The 18,526-nt window shown below is 64.2% G+C and carries 12 protein-coding genes; 8 read left to right on the forward strand and 4 right to left on the reverse strand.

All coding sequences use genetic code 11. The features are described from left to right. Positions 1 to 38 precede the first annotated feature (38 nt). From FHS96_RS27405 to FHS96_RS27425, 5 genes are all read left to right on the forward strand, one after another. Positions 39 to 1,046, forward strand: a complete 1,008-nt coding sequence (locus FHS96_RS27405; protein WP_429599487.1) for a dihydrodipicolinate synthase family protein — start codon at positions 39 to 41, stop codon at positions 1,044 to 1,046. A gap of 192 nt (positions 1,047 to 1,238) precedes the next feature. Beyond that, positions 1,239 to 3,326 carry a TonB-dependent receptor gene (locus tag FHS96_RS27410; protein ID WP_429599490.1) on the forward strand — a complete coding sequence of 696 codons (2,088 nt, stop codon included), beginning with the start codon at positions 1,239 to 1,241 and terminating at the stop codon, positions 3,324 to 3,326. 57 nt (positions 3,327 to 3,383) lie between these two features. Next, complete coding sequence (locus tag FHS96_RS27415) at positions 3,384 to 3,947, forward strand: gluconate 2-dehydrogenase subunit 3 family protein (protein ID WP_429599493.1); 564 nt, start codon at positions 3,384 to 3,386, stop codon at positions 3,945 to 3,947. Then, a complete protein-coding gene (locus tag FHS96_RS27420) occupies positions 3,947 to 5,620 on the forward strand; it encodes an FAD-dependent oxidoreductase (RefSeq protein ID WP_429599495.1) in 1,674 nt (557 codons plus the stop codon). The genes FHS96_RS27415 and FHS96_RS27420 overlap by 1 nt, the downstream gene beginning before the upstream one ends. Then, positions 5,620 to 6,549: a sugar phosphate isomerase/epimerase family protein gene (locus FHS96_RS27425; protein WP_429599498.1), complete on the forward strand. Its 930-nt coding sequence runs from the start codon at positions 5,620 to 5,622 to the stop codon at positions 6,547 to 6,549. Before FHS96_RS27420 ends, FHS96_RS27425 begins: the two co-directional genes overlap by 1 nt. A gap of 54 nt (positions 6,550 to 6,603) precedes the next feature. Here FHS96_RS27425 and FHS96_RS27430 read toward each other — a convergent pair whose 3' ends face one another. Both FHS96_RS27430 and FHS96_RS27435 read right to left on the reverse strand, forming a co-directional pair. Further along, a complete protein-coding gene (locus FHS96_RS27430; RefSeq protein ID WP_429599500.1) occupies positions 6,604 to 6,951 on the reverse strand; it encodes a nuclear transport factor 2 family protein in 348 nt (115 codons plus the stop codon). A 41-nt stretch (positions 6,952 to 6,992) separates the two neighbouring features. Continuing rightward, positions 6,993 to 8,309, reverse strand: a complete 1,317-nt coding sequence (locus tag FHS96_RS27435) for a purine-cytosine permease family protein (RefSeq protein ID WP_429599502.1) — start codon at positions 8,307 to 8,309, stop codon at positions 6,993 to 6,995. A 200-nt stretch (positions 8,310 to 8,509) separates the two neighbouring features. On the opposite strand from FHS96_RS27435, the gene FHS96_RS27440 reads away from it, so the two are divergent. Both FHS96_RS27440 and FHS96_RS27445 read left to right on the forward strand, forming a co-directional pair. Continuing rightward, positions 8,510 to 10,549 carry a hydantoinase/oxoprolinase family protein gene (locus FHS96_RS27440; protein WP_429599504.1) on the forward strand — a complete coding sequence of 680 codons (2,040 nt, stop codon included), beginning with the start codon at positions 8,510 to 8,512 and terminating at the stop codon, positions 10,547 to 10,549. Continuing rightward, positions 10,546 to 12,267, forward strand: coding sequence for a hydantoinase B/oxoprolinase family protein (locus FHS96_RS27445; protein ID WP_429599507.1), 1,722 nt, complete (start codon positions 10,546 to 10,548; stop codon positions 12,265 to 12,267). Before FHS96_RS27440 ends, FHS96_RS27445 begins: the two co-directional genes overlap by 4 nt. Positions 12,268 to 12,338: 71 nt before the next feature. Here the strand turns inward: FHS96_RS27445 and FHS96_RS27450 are convergent, their stop codons facing one another. Both FHS96_RS27450 and FHS96_RS27455 read right to left on the reverse strand, forming a co-directional pair. Further along, positions 12,339 to 14,108 (reverse strand): M14 family metallopeptidase, encoded by a 1,770-nt coding sequence (locus FHS96_RS27450; RefSeq protein WP_429599509.1) that lies wholly within the window; start codon positions 14,106 to 14,108, stop codon positions 12,339 to 12,341. Positions 14,109 to 14,203: 95 nt separating this feature from the next. After that, a complete protein-coding gene (locus tag FHS96_RS27455; RefSeq protein ID WP_429599512.1) occupies positions 14,204 to 15,106 on the reverse strand; it encodes a LysR family transcriptional regulator in 903 nt (300 codons plus the stop codon). A gap of 368 nt (positions 15,107 to 15,474) precedes the next feature. Here FHS96_RS27455 and FHS96_RS27460 point away from each other — a divergent pair, with 368 nt between their 5' ends. Beyond that, on the forward strand, positions 15,475 to 18,012 hold the full coding sequence (locus tag FHS96_RS27460; protein ID WP_429599514.1) for a LuxR C-terminal-related transcriptional regulator: 2,538 nt from the start codon (positions 15,475 to 15,477) through the stop codon (positions 18,010 to 18,012). The last annotated feature ends 514 nt before the right edge of the window (positions 18,013 to 18,526 follow it).

The following is an 18,526-nucleotide window of genomic DNA, read 5'->3' on the forward strand; positions in this document are numbered from 1 at the left end:
GAGGCGGATGTCCCGCCGCGGCACTCAAGGGGATGGTCTTGGCCTGCAAGCGGAATCGTGTCGGGTGGAGGGGCTATTTTTCATCTGTCACAACTCCGTTCGACACCCACCTCGATCTGGATTTCCAGGCGCTTGGCGATCTGCTGGAGTGGCAGCACGCCCAAGGCATGCACGGCCTGATCATCGCCGGAACCGCCGGCGAATGGTTCAGTCTTGACGTTGCCGAGCGGCATGCCCTGTTTGACGCGGCCGGGTCGCAGATGGCGAGCCGGCTTCCGCTGATCGCCGGGTGCAGTGCGCACACGCCGGAAGAAGTGATCGTCCATATCGAGAAAGCTTATGTCGCCGGCTTTGCGGGCGCGCTCGTCACCCCTCCGCCGCGCGCCCGGCCGGTCGAGGGAGATATCCTCGCATTCTACACGACCGTTGCGAGGCACAGCCGCCTGCCGATCTGCGTCCATAACTGGCCACCGGGCACCGGGATAGACATGTCCCTTTCCCTGCTTGAACGGCTGGCCGCGCTCGACATGGTCGTGGCGGTCAAGCATGCGACCGGCGATATCGGTCATTTCATGAAGACCTTCCTAGCCCTCCGTGACACGGTTCGCGTCTTCGGCCTGCCGCTCGACGAGGCCGGCTTGATGATGGTGAGGCTGCACGACGCCGACGGTACGATGGGCGCCGGCGGGGTACTCGGCTGCCATCAACCGGATTTCTTCAACCTGGCGTGGAAAGGCGATTTCGATGGCGCCCTGGCCTGCGGTGCCGGGGATCGCATCATCATGCGCGAATGGTTCACGCCTTCCCTGGTCGGACGCTTCGGGTCCGCCGCGGCAACCCTCAAGGCGGCGCTCGATGCGCGTGGTGTCCCAGGTGGACGCGTTCGGCCACCGTTTCAGGACCTGAGCACGGCCAGCGCCTCGCTCGTCGCAGCAACGATGGCCAGGCTCGGCTGCCAAGGAGATGCTGTTGGCCACGCCGGACGAAGCGCACGGTGGGCTGAAAGGCAGCCGACCTGCCACGCTATTTTGCGCCAGCGACAATGAAACCGCAGTGGCGATCTCATTGATCGCGGCGTGACGAAATGGAAGCATCTCAGGCGACCGCAAGGCCGGAAAGATACACGAGCTGAACGCGTCGGGACGAGCGCGGCATGCAGTCGGACTTCAGGGGGAAGACAGTGGCGCGCCTTCGCAATCGCGGCGGCGCCCTGCCTATGGCGCGAAAGGGTTGGACGGATGAAAAAACGATACATAACCGCTACTTCGATTAGGGCACTGATCCGTGGGGGATTAGTTTCCGGAGCCCTCCTTGCTTCGGCACAGTCGGCGTACGCCCAGACCGCGGACGACCCGGACGCGTCCAATGACATCACGGTCACCGCCCGCAAGCGGACCGAGACCGCGCAGACGATCGCTGATCCGATCAGCGTCGTGACCGAGGCGAAGATCGCGGGCGCTGATCTGCGCACCCTACAGGACGCGGTGCGATTGACACCAAACCTCGTCGTGCTCGACGGCCTCTATCCTGGCTACAAGACCATCTCGTTCCGCGGCTTCACGACGCTGGGCCGGGATGGCGAGTTTCCCTTCGCGACCGTGGTCGATGGCGTGGTCCAGCCCGGCCAGATGTTCTTCCAGCAGGACCTCGTCAACGTCCAGCAGATCGAGATCCTGCGCGGTCCCCAGGGGACGCTGTACGGCGGCGGTGCGATCGCGGGCGCGATCAACATCGTCACCCGGACCCCGACCGACGACTTCGGCGGCAACGCGTCATTCCAGTACCTTAACGGCGACGAGAAGCGCGCCGTGGTCGGCCTCTCCGGTCCGATCATCAAGGACAAGCTCTACTTTTCGACCGGTGCGAGCGCGTACAAGACCGATGGTCTGATCCAGAATCTCGCCAATGAAACGAACGCCGACTTCGGCAAGGGCCTGACCACGCGCAGTTCGCTGATCTTCACGCCGATCGAGGATATCAGGTTTGCGCTCAGCGCTTCGACTACCGATGCCAAGAATGGCGGTCTCTGGCTGGCACCTGTCCCGGACGAGGACTTCAAGGATGTCATTCCGCTTCCCAGCGAAAATCAGGCCGGCATCGTCCGCAGCAAGCTGCGCGCCTACTCGCTCAAGACGGATTGGGACATCCCTGGTCTCGCGACGCTGACGTCCGTTACCGCCTATTCGCGGGGCCGCGAATATACCACCGCCGACGCCGACTTTACCGCTGCCGATATCGCGTCCCAGACGGTCCGCTTCGTCGACACCACCTGGTCTCAGGAACTCCGCCTCACCTCCGCCGGCAGCGGCCCGCTCAAGTGGAACGTGGGCGGTTATTACCAGGACGAGAAGCGGGACTATCAGAGCAGCTACGATCCGGTCGGTGGGATCTCGAGCCTCAACGACAATCTTCGCCACTACGAGACGTTCGCGGTCTTCGGCCAGCTCTCCTACGAACTGACCGATCGGCTGGAGGTGACTGGCGGCTTCCGCTACGACTGGGAGGACCAGTCCTATCTGGACCGTTTGACCGGCCAGATCCTGAAGCAGAAGTTCAGCGAGCCGCAAGGCAAGGCCTCGGTGTCCTACAAATGGAGTCCGGACCTGTTCACCTATGCCACTTATTCCCGTGGCTATCGCAAGGGCGGCTTCAATCCGAGCAGCAGCGCGGAAACCCTGCTGTTTTATGATCCCGAAACGGCAGACAATTATGAAGTCGGCTTCAAGAGTAACTTCGGTGGCAGCCTGATCACGCTCAACGGCGCTGCCTTCTACACCGACTTCAAGGGCCAGCAATTCTCAACCTCGCGCGTGATCGAGAATGTCGGCATCTTCACCGCGATCTCGAATATCGGCAAGACCAAGGTGCTCGGCGCCGAGGCGGAACTTTCAATCCGTCCCGCACGCGGTCTCAGCATTTCGGGATCGCTCGGCTACTCGGACGTCAAGATCAAGGACTTCGTCCCTGAAAATCCCGACCTCTATCGCAACAATGTGATCCCGCAGATCTATCGCCTGACCGCCCAGGCCGGGATCGACTATGAGGCGTCGCTCGCCGACGACACGTCGCTTGTCTTCCATGGCGACGTTGCGCATCGCGGCAACGTCTACTGGGACGTGCAGAACGAACTTGAGACCGGCCCCAAAACCTTCTTCAACGCCAAGCTGACGGTGCGAAAGGGACCATGGTCGATTTCTGCAATCGGACGCAACCTCAGCAATGAGCGTACGCCAATGGCGGTTGGGCCCCATGCGCTCGGCAATGCGACGCTTGCGAGCTACAACACGCCCCGCCAGTACGGCGTCGAGGTCGGCATGAAGTTCTGACCGTTCGGGCCGGTCGCCGGCATCGCGCGACCGGCCCTTCGATCGACGGGCAAGGCATTGAACCGCAGAGATATCCTCAGATGGATCGCCGCCGCTGCGTTCAGCGCGCCGGCGATCGCGCGCAACCGGGAAGGTCACGCGGGACATGAGAGTGCAGGCCCGGCGCCTACCCTCCCCCCGCCCCCGTCCCACACGCCTTTTCCATCGGCGCGACGTGCAGCGCTGGAGCGCCTGATCGACCTCATTATTCCCGCGGACGAGACCCCCGGCGCAAAAGCAGCTGGCGTGGTCGACTTCGTCGAACTGATACACGAGCACTGGATGAATGACGGCGAACGGCAGCGCTGCGACGCCGAGCTTTCCCTGGTTCTTGCGGCTTTCGCTGTGGGCGGCGATGCGGTGCGCCTGCTGTATGATGGGCAACGTTTCAAAGCGCCGACGCTGCGCAAGCTGACGATCTATGGTTATTACACGAGCGAAGCGGGCGCCAGCCAGGAGCTTGACCTGAACCTCGCGCCAGGAGCGTATGACGCCTGCGCAAAATGGAGCGTGGAGCAGCGCGCACCGTCGCTCTACATATGGGGCATCCCGATGAACCTTTCGACCGGCACCGGCGCCTGATGGACGCCGACGTCATTGTCGTCGGCTCCGGTATCTCCGGCGGCTGGGCGGCCAAGGAACTGACCGAGCGCGGCTTCTCGGTCCTGCTGCTGGAGCGCGGCCGCCAGATCGATCCCGCCAGCGACTATGTCACCGAGCACCTCCCGCCCCACGACCTGCCGTTTCGCGGCTTCGGCGACCGCCAGCGATATGCGCGCGACTACCAGGTCCAGTCGCTCATGGCCGGACTGTCCGAGGCAAACGCGCACTGGTTCGTGAACGATACGCAAAATCCCTATGAAAGCCCCACTGACGCGCCGTTCGCGTGGATCCGGGGCTATCACCTCGGCGGGCGGTCGATCACCTGGGGTCGTGCCTCCTTCCGGCTCGCCCCGCTCAATTTCGCTGAGGCCGGCAGGGATGGCCACGGCATTGCGTGGCCGATCGGCTACGAGGATCTCGCGCCCTGGTACGCGCATGTCGAGCGCTTCATCGGGGTAAATGGCGATGCCGATGGCATCCCCTCGCTGCCCGATGGCGAGTTCATGCCGCCGCACGGCATGAACTGCGTCGAGGAACATCTGAAAGCTGCGGTTTCAGCGCGGTTCAGCGGCCGCCCGGTGATCAACGAACGCAGCGCCGTCCTGACCCGTCCGATCGGCGACCGGCAGCCATGCCATTATTGCGGTCCCTGCATCCGGGGCTGCTCGACCGGGTCCTATTTCAGCAGCGAGAGTTCGACCCTACCGGCAGCAAGGGCAACCGGCCGGCTCAAGGTGATGACGGATGTCATCGTCGATTCGCTCGTCTACGATCCGGCAGCGAAGCGCGCATCCGGCGTCCGGATCATAGACGCCGGGCGACGGACGTCCGCCACAGTCTCGGCTCGCGTCATATTCCTCAACGCGTCCACCCTCGGAACCACCCAGATCCTGCTGAACTCGCTCGACCGTGAGAGCGGGCGCAGCTTCGCCAACCGGTCGGACGCGCTGGGCCGCTACCTGATGGACCATGTCATGGGACCATTCGGCATCGGCACCATAGCCGGCTTCACTGATCGCCTGCCGATGGGCAACCGGCCCAGCGGCATCTACATCCCGCGCTTCCAGAACCTGTCCGGGTCGGACCGCCCGTTCCGGCGCGGCTATGGCTATCAGGGCAGCGCGTCGCGGCAGATGTGGAGCCGCGCCGGCGATGACAACGATATCGGTCTTGCACTCAAGCGTCGGCTGCGTCAGCCGGGACCATGGCAGCTGTTCATCGGGGCTATGGGCGAATGCATGCCCTATGCCGACAATCGCGTGACATTGTCGTCCCGGACGGACAGCTGGGGTCGCCGGCAGCTTCACGTGGCCTTCTCATGGCGCGCCAACGAACTCGCGATGGCCGCCGATATGGCGAAGGAGGCCAAGGCAATGCTGGAGGCCGCCGGCGCGCATGATGTCGTTGTCGGCGATGCTCTCGGGCCAGGCGGTCTCGCCATCCATGAGATGGGCACGGCGCGGATGGGCAGCGATCCGGCGCAGGCGGTACTCAACGCGCGGAACCAATGTCATGACGCTGCCAATGTATTTGTCACCGACGGTGCCTGCATGCCGGCATCGGCGGCGCAGAACCCCTCGCTGACCTATATGGCGCTGACCGCGCGCGCTGCCGCATTCGCTGCCGACCAGATGAAAACAGGAGTTCTGTGATGATCGACCTCGCCCTTTCCCGCCGCGGGCTGTTGGGGCGCGCGGCTGCACTGGCCACAGGCGCGATGCTCAACGGAGCATCCGCCCTCGCCCGCTCCCCGCACCGGCCTCTCGGCATTCAGCTCTACACGCTGATGTCGCTGCTCGACGCCGACTTCGAAGGGACGGTCGCAGCGGTTGCGGAGATGGGTTATCGCGAGGTGGAAACGCTCGGAAGCTTCGGACGGGATCCCGCCTTCGTCCGCGAGATTCTCGATAAGAACGGGCTTGTTTCCCCCTCGCAGCACATCATGCCCCCTGGCCTGTACGAAGTCTTCGACGATGGCGTCGCCGGTCGTATCGACCGAGCGACCTTCGAGCGCAGATTCATCGAGGCGTTCGACTTCGATCACGTCGAGGGCCTGATCGATGCCTGCGCGAGGCAGGCGGGACCGCTCGGCCAGAAGTACATCGTGTGGCAGATCAGCTGGCCATCCCAACTGCAGACGTTGGCGCAGATCAAGCAGCTGATCGCGGCACTGAACCATGCGGCAGATGCCGCACATGCGCGCGGTTTCCAGCTCGCCTATCACAATCATGACCAGGAGTTCAAAAAGGTCGGGACCGACACGCCCTATGACCTGATCCTTCAGGGCACCGATCCGAACAAGCTCAAGTTCGAGCTTGATCTCGCCTGGTCGACGAAGGCCGGGGTCGATCCGATCGCCTACTTCAAGCGCTACCCTGGCCGCTTTCGGATGCTCCACATGAAGGACGTCGCCGCCGACGGCAGCGTGCGCGATCCTGGCACCGGCCTTGTCGACTTCCGCCGCATCATCCCGGCGGCGAAGAAGGCAGGGATAGAGCATTTCTTCGTTGAGTATGACGTGCCGACGGACCCGTTGCGCACGGCGGCGGATGCGCAGAAATATCTATCACCCCTGATGTGATCCGGACCTGCCAGTACAGGGCTCTGCGATGTCGCTTCGGCCCTGTGACGTCGGTCAGTTGGCCTCCTGCCGGCCGATCACTTCGAAGCGCGCGATCCTGCCGTCGCGAAAGCGGGCGTGAGCCATGCAGACTTCGGATCCGGCCGTGCCATCCGCTGCAAAGTCGCAGCGATAGTGCACGAATCCCTGTTCGTGGTCGCTCAGTGTCGCAATGACCGGCGTCACCAGCTCCACCGCTTCGCATTTGGCGCGGATACGGACAAAATGCGTGCAGATGCCGTCCGGCCCGGTGCCCCGCACGCCGCCATCGACGATGAAGTCCGCGTCATCAGTGAAATGTTGTGCGAATGCTTCGGGAGTGAAGCCGTCCTTGCGGAAGGCGCGGTTCCACCAGTCGAACATGCGGGTGATGGCGTTTGCGGGTGCGGACATGGAAACTCCGTTCAGTTCGAAGCGGTGGCGCGGCGGGCACCGCCCAATCTCTCGGCGGCAAAGAGAAAGAGCATCGCCGCAAGCAGCGCGTCCACCGTCGGGGCGCGGGTGATCTCGAAAAGACCAAGGCCGACATTGGCGCGCGGCAATGTGGCGATGCCGACGATGATGCCGAACACCCATGCAAGGAGCGGCGCGACGCGAAACGCGGGTATTGCGGCATCCGCATTGGTGTAGCGGTCACGGTCCATCAGGAAATCCGCCACATAGGCGCCTGACATGGGCGCGATGAGGAGGCCCATGAAGGTCAGCCACACGATGAAATGGCCGAGGATGTCTGCAGCCGCGAGACAGGTGCCGAGGACGCCGGCGATCACGGCCAGCTGCCAGCGCTCAACCTTGGGAAACAGCGCCGACAGGGCCAGGCCGGATGCGTAGAGGTTCTTGTCGTTGCTCGTCCATGTGGCAAGAATGATGATGAGGGTTCCCGGCAGCGCGATGCCGGCGGCAAGCATCGTCGCCACAAGGTCCGCGTTGCCGTAGAGCGTACCGAGCGCGGCCGCCAGGATCAGCAACAGCGGAAACGCGATGGCGTAGTTTATCGTCATCGCCGTGGCATTATCCCTGCCCGTCTTGAGGAACCGGCTGAGATCCGGGTTGATCGAGCAGCCGAACACCTCCGCGCCGACGACGACCGAAACGATCATGCCGAGCCCCATCGGCTCGGCGATCATCCGCGGTGAGACGAGACCGGCAAGGCCGTGCCGGTCAAGCCCGATCGCCAGCGGAACCAGCGTCGCCATGAGCAGCAGCGGCACGCTGACCACCGCGACCTTGCCCATTGCCTTGACGCCAATGACGGCCGTGGACGCGATCAGCGCTCCTACGAGAACGATGCCGATCCTCTCGTCCAGCTCATAGGCAAGCTGTGTCCGGAGGATCGCTGCCAGGCTCTTGACCAGGATCTGCGTCTGCAACCCGAACCAGCAGAGTGACGTCAGCACCATGATCGTCACGATCGCCATCGAACCGCGCTGCCCGAACGTCCGCTGGATGATCATTGCGGTCGGCAGCCTCGCGACGAGCCCGACATGACCGGTGATCACGCCCCAGAGGCCCAACAGCGCGCTTCCCAGAAGGACCCCGATCGCAACGGTGGTGAAATCCGCGCGCTGGCCCAGTTGACCCCCGAACGCGAAGAAGGGAACGGAGATCGAGACACCGATCAGCACCATCGTCAGAAACGGCCAGCGACGCAGCTGGGCCGCTTCGGGCGGACGCTCGGGATTGCGTTCGACGATTTGGGCAATCTTTCGCAGCAGCTTCATTATCGAAAGGGTCTCCAATGCCGCGGCACACTCAAGCGCGGCTGACGTTCGGTAATGATGGTGTCAGACGCAGCGCGGACCGCAAGCGGGGACGCTGGGTCTTGCGCCTGATGCAATGACTTCGCGACGACTTGTGCCGTTTGCACAATATCATCCGCGGCGAACTCACGGGATCCATATTCAATCCGGGAACGCAGTGCATGAAGAGATTTCGCGTCGCCGTCGACATTGGCGGGACATTTGTGGACTCGATCCTGTTCGATTCCGAAATGGGAACGACCCGTCTTGCCAAAGCATCGACGACGCCCGATGAGCCGGTGCGCGGGGTTCTCGCAGCGCTTGACCGCCTCGGAGTGTCGCTGGGCGACACCGAGCTCTTCGTCCACGGGACGACGCTTGGGTTGAATGCGGTGATCGAGCGCCGCGGTGTCGAAACCGGCATCATCGGCAACGCCGGTTTCCGCGACATCTTCGAAATCGGCCGTGCGGACGTGCCTGCCGCCTCGATGTACGACTATCGCTATCAGCGCGAGGCCAGCCTGGTGAAACGTCGCCACCGCTTCGGCGTCGGCGGCCGCATCGATGCCGATGGGAACGAGGTCACGCCGCTCGACGAAGCGGCAGTGCTCGATGCCGCGGGCAGGCTCGTCGATGCCGGCATCCGCTCGGTCGCAATCTGCTTCCTTCACAGCTACCGCAATCCGGTCCACGAAGAGCGCGCAGCGGAAATCATCCGTGCCGCCTATCCGCAGCTTGCGGTCTCGGCATCGAGCGCGATCACGCGCGAATATCGCGAGTATGAGCGCACCGCCACCGCCGTGGTCGACGCCTACATCAATCCGATCTTCAACGACTATGTCGGCCGCCTGGAAAAGGGTCTCGTCGATGCCGGGTTCAGCGGCAAATTGCTGATCATGCGCTCGGCGGGAGGCGCGATGACCTCCGCCACGGCACGACAGGCGCCGATCTATACCGTGCTGTCGGGCCCCGCCGGCGGGCTCATCGGAGCCGGACAGCTGGCCAAGGCCATCGGTCGCGACCGCGTGCTGACGCTCGATTATGGCGGCACCAGCCTCGACGCGGCAGTGATCGAGAACGGCGAGCCTCTTGTCATGCATGAAGCGCCGCTCGCGGATCTCCCGGCGCTGATCCCGATCTTCGATATCCGTTGCATCGGCGCGGGAGGCGGATCGATCGCGTGGGTCCAGGAAGGCCTGCTCCAGGTGGGTCCGCAAAGCGCCGGATCACAGCCCGGCCCTATCGCCTATGGCCGTGGCGGCACCGAGCCGACGACGACCGATGCCGCGCTGATCCTTGGCTTCCTTGATCCCTCGACATTCCTGGGCGGAACCGTCGAGCTGGACGTCCCTGCCGCGCGGCAGGGCATGGAGGATCGCGTCGCCAAACCGCTCGGCACGGACATCGATCGAGCCGCTGCAGGGATCTTCGACGTTCTCGTCGCCCGCACCGCTGGTGCCATCCGCGAGATCACCGTCGAGCGCGGTCGCGATCCGCGAGACTTTTCGATGCTCGCTTTCGGGGGTGCGGGCCCGTTGATCGCGCCACTGATCGCGCGCGAGGTGATGAACGCGGAGTTGATCATACCTTGCTCCCCCGCCGTCTTCTCGGCGTGGGGCATGCTCATGTCGGATATCGTGACCGACGTAGCGCTGACCCAACTTCGCCTGCTCGAACCGGCAGCGCAGGAGCCAGTGGAGACGGCGTTCGCAAACTTGCTCGAACAGGCGCGGACACAGCTTGCAGGACAGAGCGGCAGCGAAACGGAGCGCCGCTTCGTTCGGCTCGTGGAATGCCGCTATGCCGGCCAGGAACATGCGCTCGAGATTGAGCTGGCCGAAGGGGAAACGCTCACCGGTCTTCGCGACCGCTTCGATGAACTGCATCGCGAGCGATACGGCCATGCCATCGACGCTCCTGTCCAGATCGTGACGCTGCGCGTGCGCGCGAGCGCCGTGATGCCCAAGCCGACGTTGCCGGTCCTGCCCGAGGCTCTGGGCCCCGCGGCCGACGCGCGGATCGGTGCGCGCGAGGCATTCTGCTTCGCCCGCCGGACGCGTGCGCCCTTTGCGGTCTATGATCGCCGGCTGCTGGGTGCCGGCCACGCCTTCGACGGGCCGGCGATCGTGGAGGAAGGCACCACGACCACAGTGATCCACTCCGACCAGACTGTTTCCGTCGACCAGTACGGACACCTCATCATCCGCAGGACATTCGCATGATGCTCCAGACCAAACTCGACGGCGCAACCGTCGAAGTCATCCGCAGCTACCTCGTTTCCGCCGCAGAGGAGATGCGCCGCACGCTCATCCGCACCGCGTTCAACCCTGTCATCTACGAAGTGCTCGATTTCGGCATCTCGATCTATGATGCAGAACTGGAACTCATCGCCGACGCGCCCGGCCTCGCCTTCTTCCTCGGTGCCAACGACCATGCGATCCGCAAGGGCGTGGCCTTTGCCGGCGCGGAGACGATGCGGCCTGGCGACATCTTCATCATGAACTACCCTTACTGGAACTCGGCGCACGCGCTCGACGCCACGCTTTTCGCACCCGTCTTTGCGCCAGGTGCGCAGACGCCGTTCGCCTACACCTGCATCCGCGCGCACTGGATGGACCTTGGCGCGAAGGATCCGGGATATGTGCTGGATTCGACCGACATGCACCAGGAAGGCCTGATCTTCCCGGGGACGCGCATCTACAGGGATGGCGCGCCCGTAAAGGACATCATCGACATCATCCGGTTCAACTCGCGCATGCCCGGGCCGGTGATGGGCGACCTCGATGCACAGGTGGCCGCGACCCGGACCGGGGTGGAGCGCCTGAATGCGATCCTCGACAAGTTCGGCAGCAGCGCGTTCGACGAGGCGGTCGAGCGCATCAAGCTGGCGAGCGATGCGCTGGTCCGCCGCGCGCTGGCTGAGCTGCCGCATGGCACATGGGAAGCCAGCGACGTCGTCGACGACGACGGTATTACCGATGATCCGGTTCCGATCCACGTCAAGGTCACCATCGATCAAGACGGCCTCACCTGCGACTTTTCCGGCTCCTCTCCAGCCGTGCGCGGCCCGATCAATATCCCGATCGGCTTGACGGAGACGATCTGCAAGTTCGTGCTCAAGTCGTTGACCTCGGCGGCGCAGCGCAACAATGCCGGTTCTTTCCGTGCGCTCAAGGTGATCGCGCCGGAGGGAAATCTGTTTCACGCCGTCTATCCCGCGGCCACGTTCACGCAATGGCCCGCCCATCTTGCTCTCGAACTGGTCTACAAGGCGCTGGCGCAGGGCATGCCAGAACGTATCGCCGCCTGTTCGGGCGGAGACACGCTCGGTTTCATGATGATCGGCACGGATCCGCAGACGAAGCAGATGTATGCCGTATCGAATAACGAGCCGGTCGGGTGGGGCGGCAGCGCCGACTTCGACGGCATCAATGCCACCAACCACATCTCCGGCAGCCTCGTGCGCAATACGCCGATCGAGGTCATCGAGATGAAGACGGGCATGATGATGGAGCAGTTCGAGATCAGGCCCGATTCCGGCGGGGCGGGCAAGCGCCGCGGTGGCGTAGGCACGGAGCGCGTGATCCGCTTCATCCAGGATGGCGAGTTTCTCTCGATCACGAAGCGCTCGAAGGAGAAGCCGTGGTCGCTTGGCGGTGGCGAACAACCGGAGGCGAACGAGTTGATCGTTCGGCTGGATACGCCTCAGGAGCAGCGTGTCGGAACCTATCGCATGCCGGTGGCGATTGGCGACCGCGCGATCGCCCGGGGAGCGGGGGGCGCCGGCTATGGCCGACCCGAAGACCGTGATCCGGCTTCCGTACTCGCGGACGTTCTCGACGGATATGTTTCCGCGGAATCGGCGCGAAACGTCTACCTGGTGGTCGTCGAGAACGGCGCCGTCGATGAAGCCGCGACGATGGCGCTTCGTGCCGGCTGAAGCCCGCCGAGGGTCATTCACGCCCCGCCGGACCAGTTCCGGCGGGGCGTGCGCCAAAGACCACTCGCAGGTCAGCTCAGGCTGCGCGCCACGGGATAGAGCATGTGCCGTTCATCCCGATAAGGGGAGCGCAGGTAAAACCATCTGAGACGCGCCATCGGGTCGGCCGCGAAGCTGTTGTCGGACGCCAGCTTTGCGGCGAACGCAGCCCGGAGGGCGGGATCCGTCGCCAGCATCTCGTCGGCCATGGGCGCGATGACATAGGCCTCGAGATATTCGACCGGATCGAGCATGCCGGACACATATCCCTGCGCGAACAGTGAATCGGCGCAGATCGGCTCAAGCATGTGGATGACGAGGTCGCCGAGCCGTTGATCGGTCGATACGAAGGCGGAGCCTGGCGCGAACCGTTCCGATCGCCGTTCGACCCCTGCCAGCTCGGCACGCAGGACGATGCGCCGCTCGGCAACCCCGGTGGCAACCTCCAGATCGCGCAGGCGCAGCATATCGACGTCGGCCTCGGTCCAGTCTGCTGCGATTGCCATGTCGATGCCATGAGCCCGCAGCCGGTCGAGTACCTCGAACTCGCTTGCCGGCACCCAGTAGCCGCGGGGGCGGGCGATCCGCCGGCCAGGTGTCGAACCGAGCACCGGTGTCTCGACCGCCGGCAGCGGTGTCCCGAGCCAGCGCACCTCGCGCGTGCCGCTGGCGGGCGAGTCATAGAACTCGCAGGCGATCGGGTGAAAGGTCACCATCTGCACCGGCTCGGTCGCCATCTCCCAGGTCAGGACGGCCTCCGCCGCGCGACATGTTCTGTCGGCGAGCGAGGCGGCGCGGAGCGCCGCGCCGCCTTCGGCAGCCGCACGCAGCGATGCCTCGAGCAACGCATAGGTTCCCAGGACCCGCTGGCGCACTGGCTTGAGCGAGTGATTCTCCACCAGAACAGTCGCGAGGTGGCAGATATCGCCATAGCCGTGAGAGAAGCGCGGCGGGAATGCCGGTAGCATCAGCCCGTCCTCCGGCCGCCGATCGTCAGCAGCCAGAATGAGCGGACCGGGCATATGGCCAAGGGTCTGCATGAACGTGTCGACATAGGGTCGATAGGTCTCTTCGAGCCAGCCGCTGAGTTGCGGGGAGGCTGAATAGCGCCTGTCCTGGAAACCATAGGTGATGTCGTACTGGTAATCGAGGCCGTCGGTGACGTGCAGATCGATGAACAGGTCGGGATCGATCTGCCGGAGCAATTTTAGGATCGCGCGGGTTTCCGGCGCATGCGCCTTGACGAAATCGCGATTGAGATTGAGTCCCTGGGCAGAGGTGCGCCAACCCTGCTCGTGCGGGCCGCGCTGATTTGGACGACTGAAGGGCGAGCGGCGCTCATGCCCGTCGGGGTTGAGCACGGGAACGAAATACCAGTCGCAGCCGGCAAGCAGGTCTGCCTTGGCGCCCAGCGCGATATCGCGCAGCAGCATGAGGCCTGCATCCTTGCCGTCGATCTCGCCGGGATGGATGCCGCACTCGGCGAAGACCCGGATCGGTCCCGACGCCGCGGCTGTTGCAGTGGCGCCCGCCAGGTCATTGCTGGCGATCACGAGGGTCAGCGGCCGGCCTTCAGCGGACATGCCATATTCGCAAAGCCGGATCAGCGGGGAGGCTTCGACCAGGCGGCGGAGGAAGGTCAGTGTCTCGTCATAGGTCGGCGTGGTTTCCAGGTCGTCCACCTCGGCGGGGGTGACCCAGGGGTCCGTGGGCGCGCAGATCAGCGCTTCGCTGAGCCCGCTCCAGGGCTGCGCGGGCGGCAGGGGGGCGCGCCGTTCGGGCGGCCAATAGGCGGGCGTCATGTTGGTCCTTTCCGATCAGGCGGAGCCGATGGTCGGAGGGCAGGCTAGGGTGCGTAGGTTGCGCATGCAGTTCAAAGACGTTGCGCGCCGGAGCGTCAGTGCGTCCAGCTTCGCATCTTTGCTTCGAGCACGCTCAGCAGCTTCGACGGCGCGCCTTCGAGCTGGCGGCCAAGACGGGTGATGAGGTGAACCGAAACCGGCTCGGGTTCGGTTTCAGCGAAGGGAATTGCGATGAGGCGTCGGCTGGCCAGCTCCCCGGTAGCGGCGATCTGCGGAAGCACCGTGGCAAAGCGGCCTTCGCAGGCAAGATCACGCATCATCACAATCGAAGTCGTGGTCTGCGCTGGTTCCAAGTGCGTGCCGGCCGCCGCCTCCATCTGACAGAGGATCTGGCGAATCCGGAAGCTCTTGGGCGGAAGACACAGGTCGTGCTGCGCCAGGTCGGCGAGCGAGACCTGGTTCTTGCGGGTGAGCGGGTGCGAGGGATGCACGAGGATCATCAGCGGCTGGGCGACGGAGAGGCGCACGCGCACCTTCGGTTCCGGCTCGATCTGCAGCACAAGCCCGATGTGGACTTCGTCCTCCTCGACCATGCGCACAATCTCGCTCGTTGAGCCGACATGGGTATCGATGCTCAGCCCCGGGTTCTTCTTGTGAAAGGCATCGATCGCCTGGAAGAATGCGCTCGTCAGAAATCCCTCGCCAACAGCCAGCCGGATCGACCCTTTGCGTACGCCGCGCAGATCCTGGATGCGGGATCGCAGGGCATCGAGCTCCGCGATGTGGCTGCGGTGGAAATCATAGGTCAGCCGCCCCGCCTCGGTCAGCTTGACGGAGCGGCGCCCCTTTTCGATCAAATTGACCCCGAGATAGCCTTCCAGCTGAACGATCTGACGGCTGATCGAGGAAACGGCGACGCCCAGCTTCTCGCTGGCGAGCCGCATCGAGCCTTGGCTCGCCGCCTCGTAGAAATATCGCATCGCAACGTCCATCAGCATCGTCCACAGCCCTTCCACCGCCCCCGGAGACCGTTGCCGAGAATAGCCAGCGCGCGCCGCCTGACACGGGAGAGAAATGGACAAGATCGTGCAGATTCGGCCAGTGGCGGGTTGGCAGCCGCTTGCATGCGGGTGATGATGAGGGATAGCGTTTCGCCCATGCGAAGCACCGTGCGCTCCCTGCCATGCTGCGAACGGCGACAATCTGCCTCGCTGCGCAGGCTTGCGGCAGCATGACCCGACGGCCACCGCCCGGCCTGCTACCGGGAGTCTATGACGTTCTCGCGACATCCCCGGCATCCTCAGGTCGAAACCCGGCTTTCTGCGGACTCGTCCTCACCGCCCCACCCCAGCCGGTAGCAGAGGATGTGCGTATCGAACGATTGGGTCGCCTGATCGAACCCGAGGGCACGCAACGCATCCTGCAGATTTACGGTCCCGCTGGCATGGGCAAGACGACCTTGCTCGCCAACCATGCCGTGGCCTCCCATGCTCCGGCAAGACGGTTTCGCTGGCTCAGCCTCCAAACCTCCAACCTGCGCCTGGGGGCCGGGTTCGGCGAGGCACTCGAAGGCGCCCTTTTAACTTGGGATGCCCGCTCGGACGCGGGCCGCAGCGAGGTGCTCGTGGTCGATGCCGGCGCACTCGATCCAGAACCTGTTGCCGGTGCCCTTGCTGACCTGGTGCTTCGCATGGGCCCCGATCTTCAGTTGTGGGTGGTCTCGCGCCGTCCGTCGCAGACAATGCTCGCGAGGCTTGGCTCGCCGCATCTCGTGCGCACTCTGGATCCCGAAGCCCTGCTGTTCGACCCTGACGAGGCGAAGAGGCATTTCTCCGCCGCACGGACAGGAGATATCACACGCGGCTGGCCGCTGGCCGAGGCGGTCGCGGCAGCCATATCGGCTGGAGACGTCAGCACGGACCGGCTGCTCGATCATGCCGGCGGCCTTCTGGAAGCAACGATCCGCGACAGCATCTGGGATGGGCTCTCGCCCGCCACGCGCGCACTTCTCGCCGAAACGGCGATGATCGAGCAGGTCGAGCAGCGGTTCATATCGCGCATCACCGCCCCTCTCCCCGCTACGCCGGTGCTAGAGGAAATCGCGGCAATGGCACCACTCTCCCGCGTGCGCCGAGGCGCTGGTGGTGGCTTCTCGCTCCACCCGGTGCTTCGCGCCTTTGCCTTGCGCCAGCTCGAGCGCGGCGAGCTTCCCCGCCGGCATCAGGCCTATCGGCAGGCGCTCCTCCATCATGCGGAAAGGCGTGCGCCAGAAGCAGCGATTGCGATCGTCCAGAACACGGGCGACGAGAGCCTTGCACGCATGGCATTTGAGGCGTTCACCAGCACCGAGCTTCTCCGAGCGTCGGGTTACAACCGCCTGCGCAACGCGTTAGCGCAGCTGGCGCCGGATTCAGCCGAGCGGTCCGGGCAGATCTGCATCACCCAGGCGGTTGTGGCGATGAAGGAAGGCCAGTTCGCGGAAGCCCGGCGGCTGCTCGAATCTGCGCGAAAGATGCTGAGCGAAGACATGGCCTATCAGTCGCCATCTCTCTCGCGCGTTTATGCCGATTTCATCATCGCGCAGCATGTCCTCGCTTTCCATGCGCACACAGAGCTGAGCGAAGCCCAGTTATCGGAGGGTTATTTCTGGTCGATCTATACCAACGACCTTACCAATGCGGCCTTTGTCTATGCCCTGCGCAGCTTGCACTATCTGCGACGGGGGGATCTTGCTCTAGCGCAGGAGCAGATCGTGATTTCGCGCGAGAAGTATGAACGCGCGACGAGCTATTACGGTCTCGGCTCCGCCATCCTCGTCGATGGCATGATCGCGCTCGCCGGTGGACGGCTTGAGCGCGCCGCAGCCCTGGCAACCGAAGCCCGCATGCTGATCGCGCGAGCGATGCCCGACGATGCCGGCCTGATGGCGGTTGCCGAGTGCGTGTTGTGCGAGGTCGAATTCGAGCGCGGACGGCTCGATGGCCTTTTCGAACGGATCGATGCTGCGCTGCGTGATCTGGAGGCCTGCGACGGATGGCCCGACGCGTTCGTGATCGGCTATCGCGTCGGCGCACGCGCCGCGGCGGCGACCGGGGGCGGCGATCGCGCGCTCGGCCTCCTCGATCGCGCTATCCGCCTGATGCGGGGCCGCGGGCTCAGCGATATCGAGCGCTACTGTCGCATCTTGCGCGCGGGCGTCTTGTCGAAGGGCGCTAGTGGCGCCCAGGGCTGGCGGAGCCGGGACGTCGCAATCAGTCTTTTCGCACCTGCATGGATCGGCTGGCGCGAGAGCGATGAGGCGACATTCCTCGACGGGCAGGAAGCACTTGAGACAGGCGAGGATGATCGCGTTCAGGGCATCGCCACCACGTTGGCGGACAGCGCGGCACTATCAGGACGGCGTATAACGGTGATCCGCGCCCTGGTTCTGTTCGCTGGGAGCGCGTTCCAAGCCGAGCGCCCGGACGAAGCGGTGGCAAGTCTCGAGCGGGCCATTGGCCTTGCGGAAGCCGAGGCAGTCATGCAGCCGTTCATCGAGCATGGCCCAGCGCTCCTCCTCGTCCTGGAAGCGATGAAGGCGGCACCCGCCTATCGGACGATGGCTCGCGGGACGCGGTCGTTCTGCGCAAGCCTTGCTCGAACGATCACCGCCCGCAGCCAGGCCATCGAGGGTGGCCCCACCTTCGTGCCGCGCGAACTGCAAATCATCCGTTGCCTGGTGCAGCGTCAGGCAAACAAGGCAATTGCCCGCGAACTTGGCCTGTCCGCCAGCGCAGTCAAATTCCACCTGGCCAACATCTACCGCAAGCTGGGCGTCAACAAGCGCAACGAGGCGGCTGTCGAAGCGCAGCGCCGTGGGTTGGGACTGAGACGGGGGTTAGGACCGAATTCGTCCGCCGGATGATGGCGACGACGAGTGACATCTAGGGCAAAATCCTATCATTCCGGTTCATATCCGGTAGCAGAGAGGTAGTTTGCGCATTCGTCAAAAGTGAACCGCGGGAGGCGTCGCGAATGACGTTCCAGAGGTTGGGAACGGTACGGGCGGCAGCTTCTCGGAGAATGGCTTTCAGTTTGGAGAAGGCGTTTTCGATGGGGTTGAGGTCCGGCCGTAAGGCGGAAGGAAGAGCATCCGTGCGCCGGAGGCCTCGATAGCGTTTCGAGCGGCGACCGCATTGTGTGCCGGCAGGTCGTCGAGGATAACTATGTCGTCGGACCGCAAGGTTGGTCGAGGACTTGTTCGACATAGGCGACGAACCATTCGTCGGTCATGGGGCCTTCCAAGACCATCGGTGCCGTCATCCCGGTCAGGCGCAGGGCATCATTAGGCCGTAAACCCATTAACCGGCTTGAGCTTTGGCCGTGTGCGTGATTCAGCCTCCTCGTTGACGAGGAGGTTGAATGGCGCGGCGACGGTA

Source organism: Sphingomonas zeicaulis, assembly GCF_050433225.1.
Taxonomy (GTDB): domain Bacteria; phylum Pseudomonadota; class Alphaproteobacteria; order Sphingomonadales; family Sphingomonadaceae; genus Sphingomonas_D; species Sphingomonas_D zeicaulis.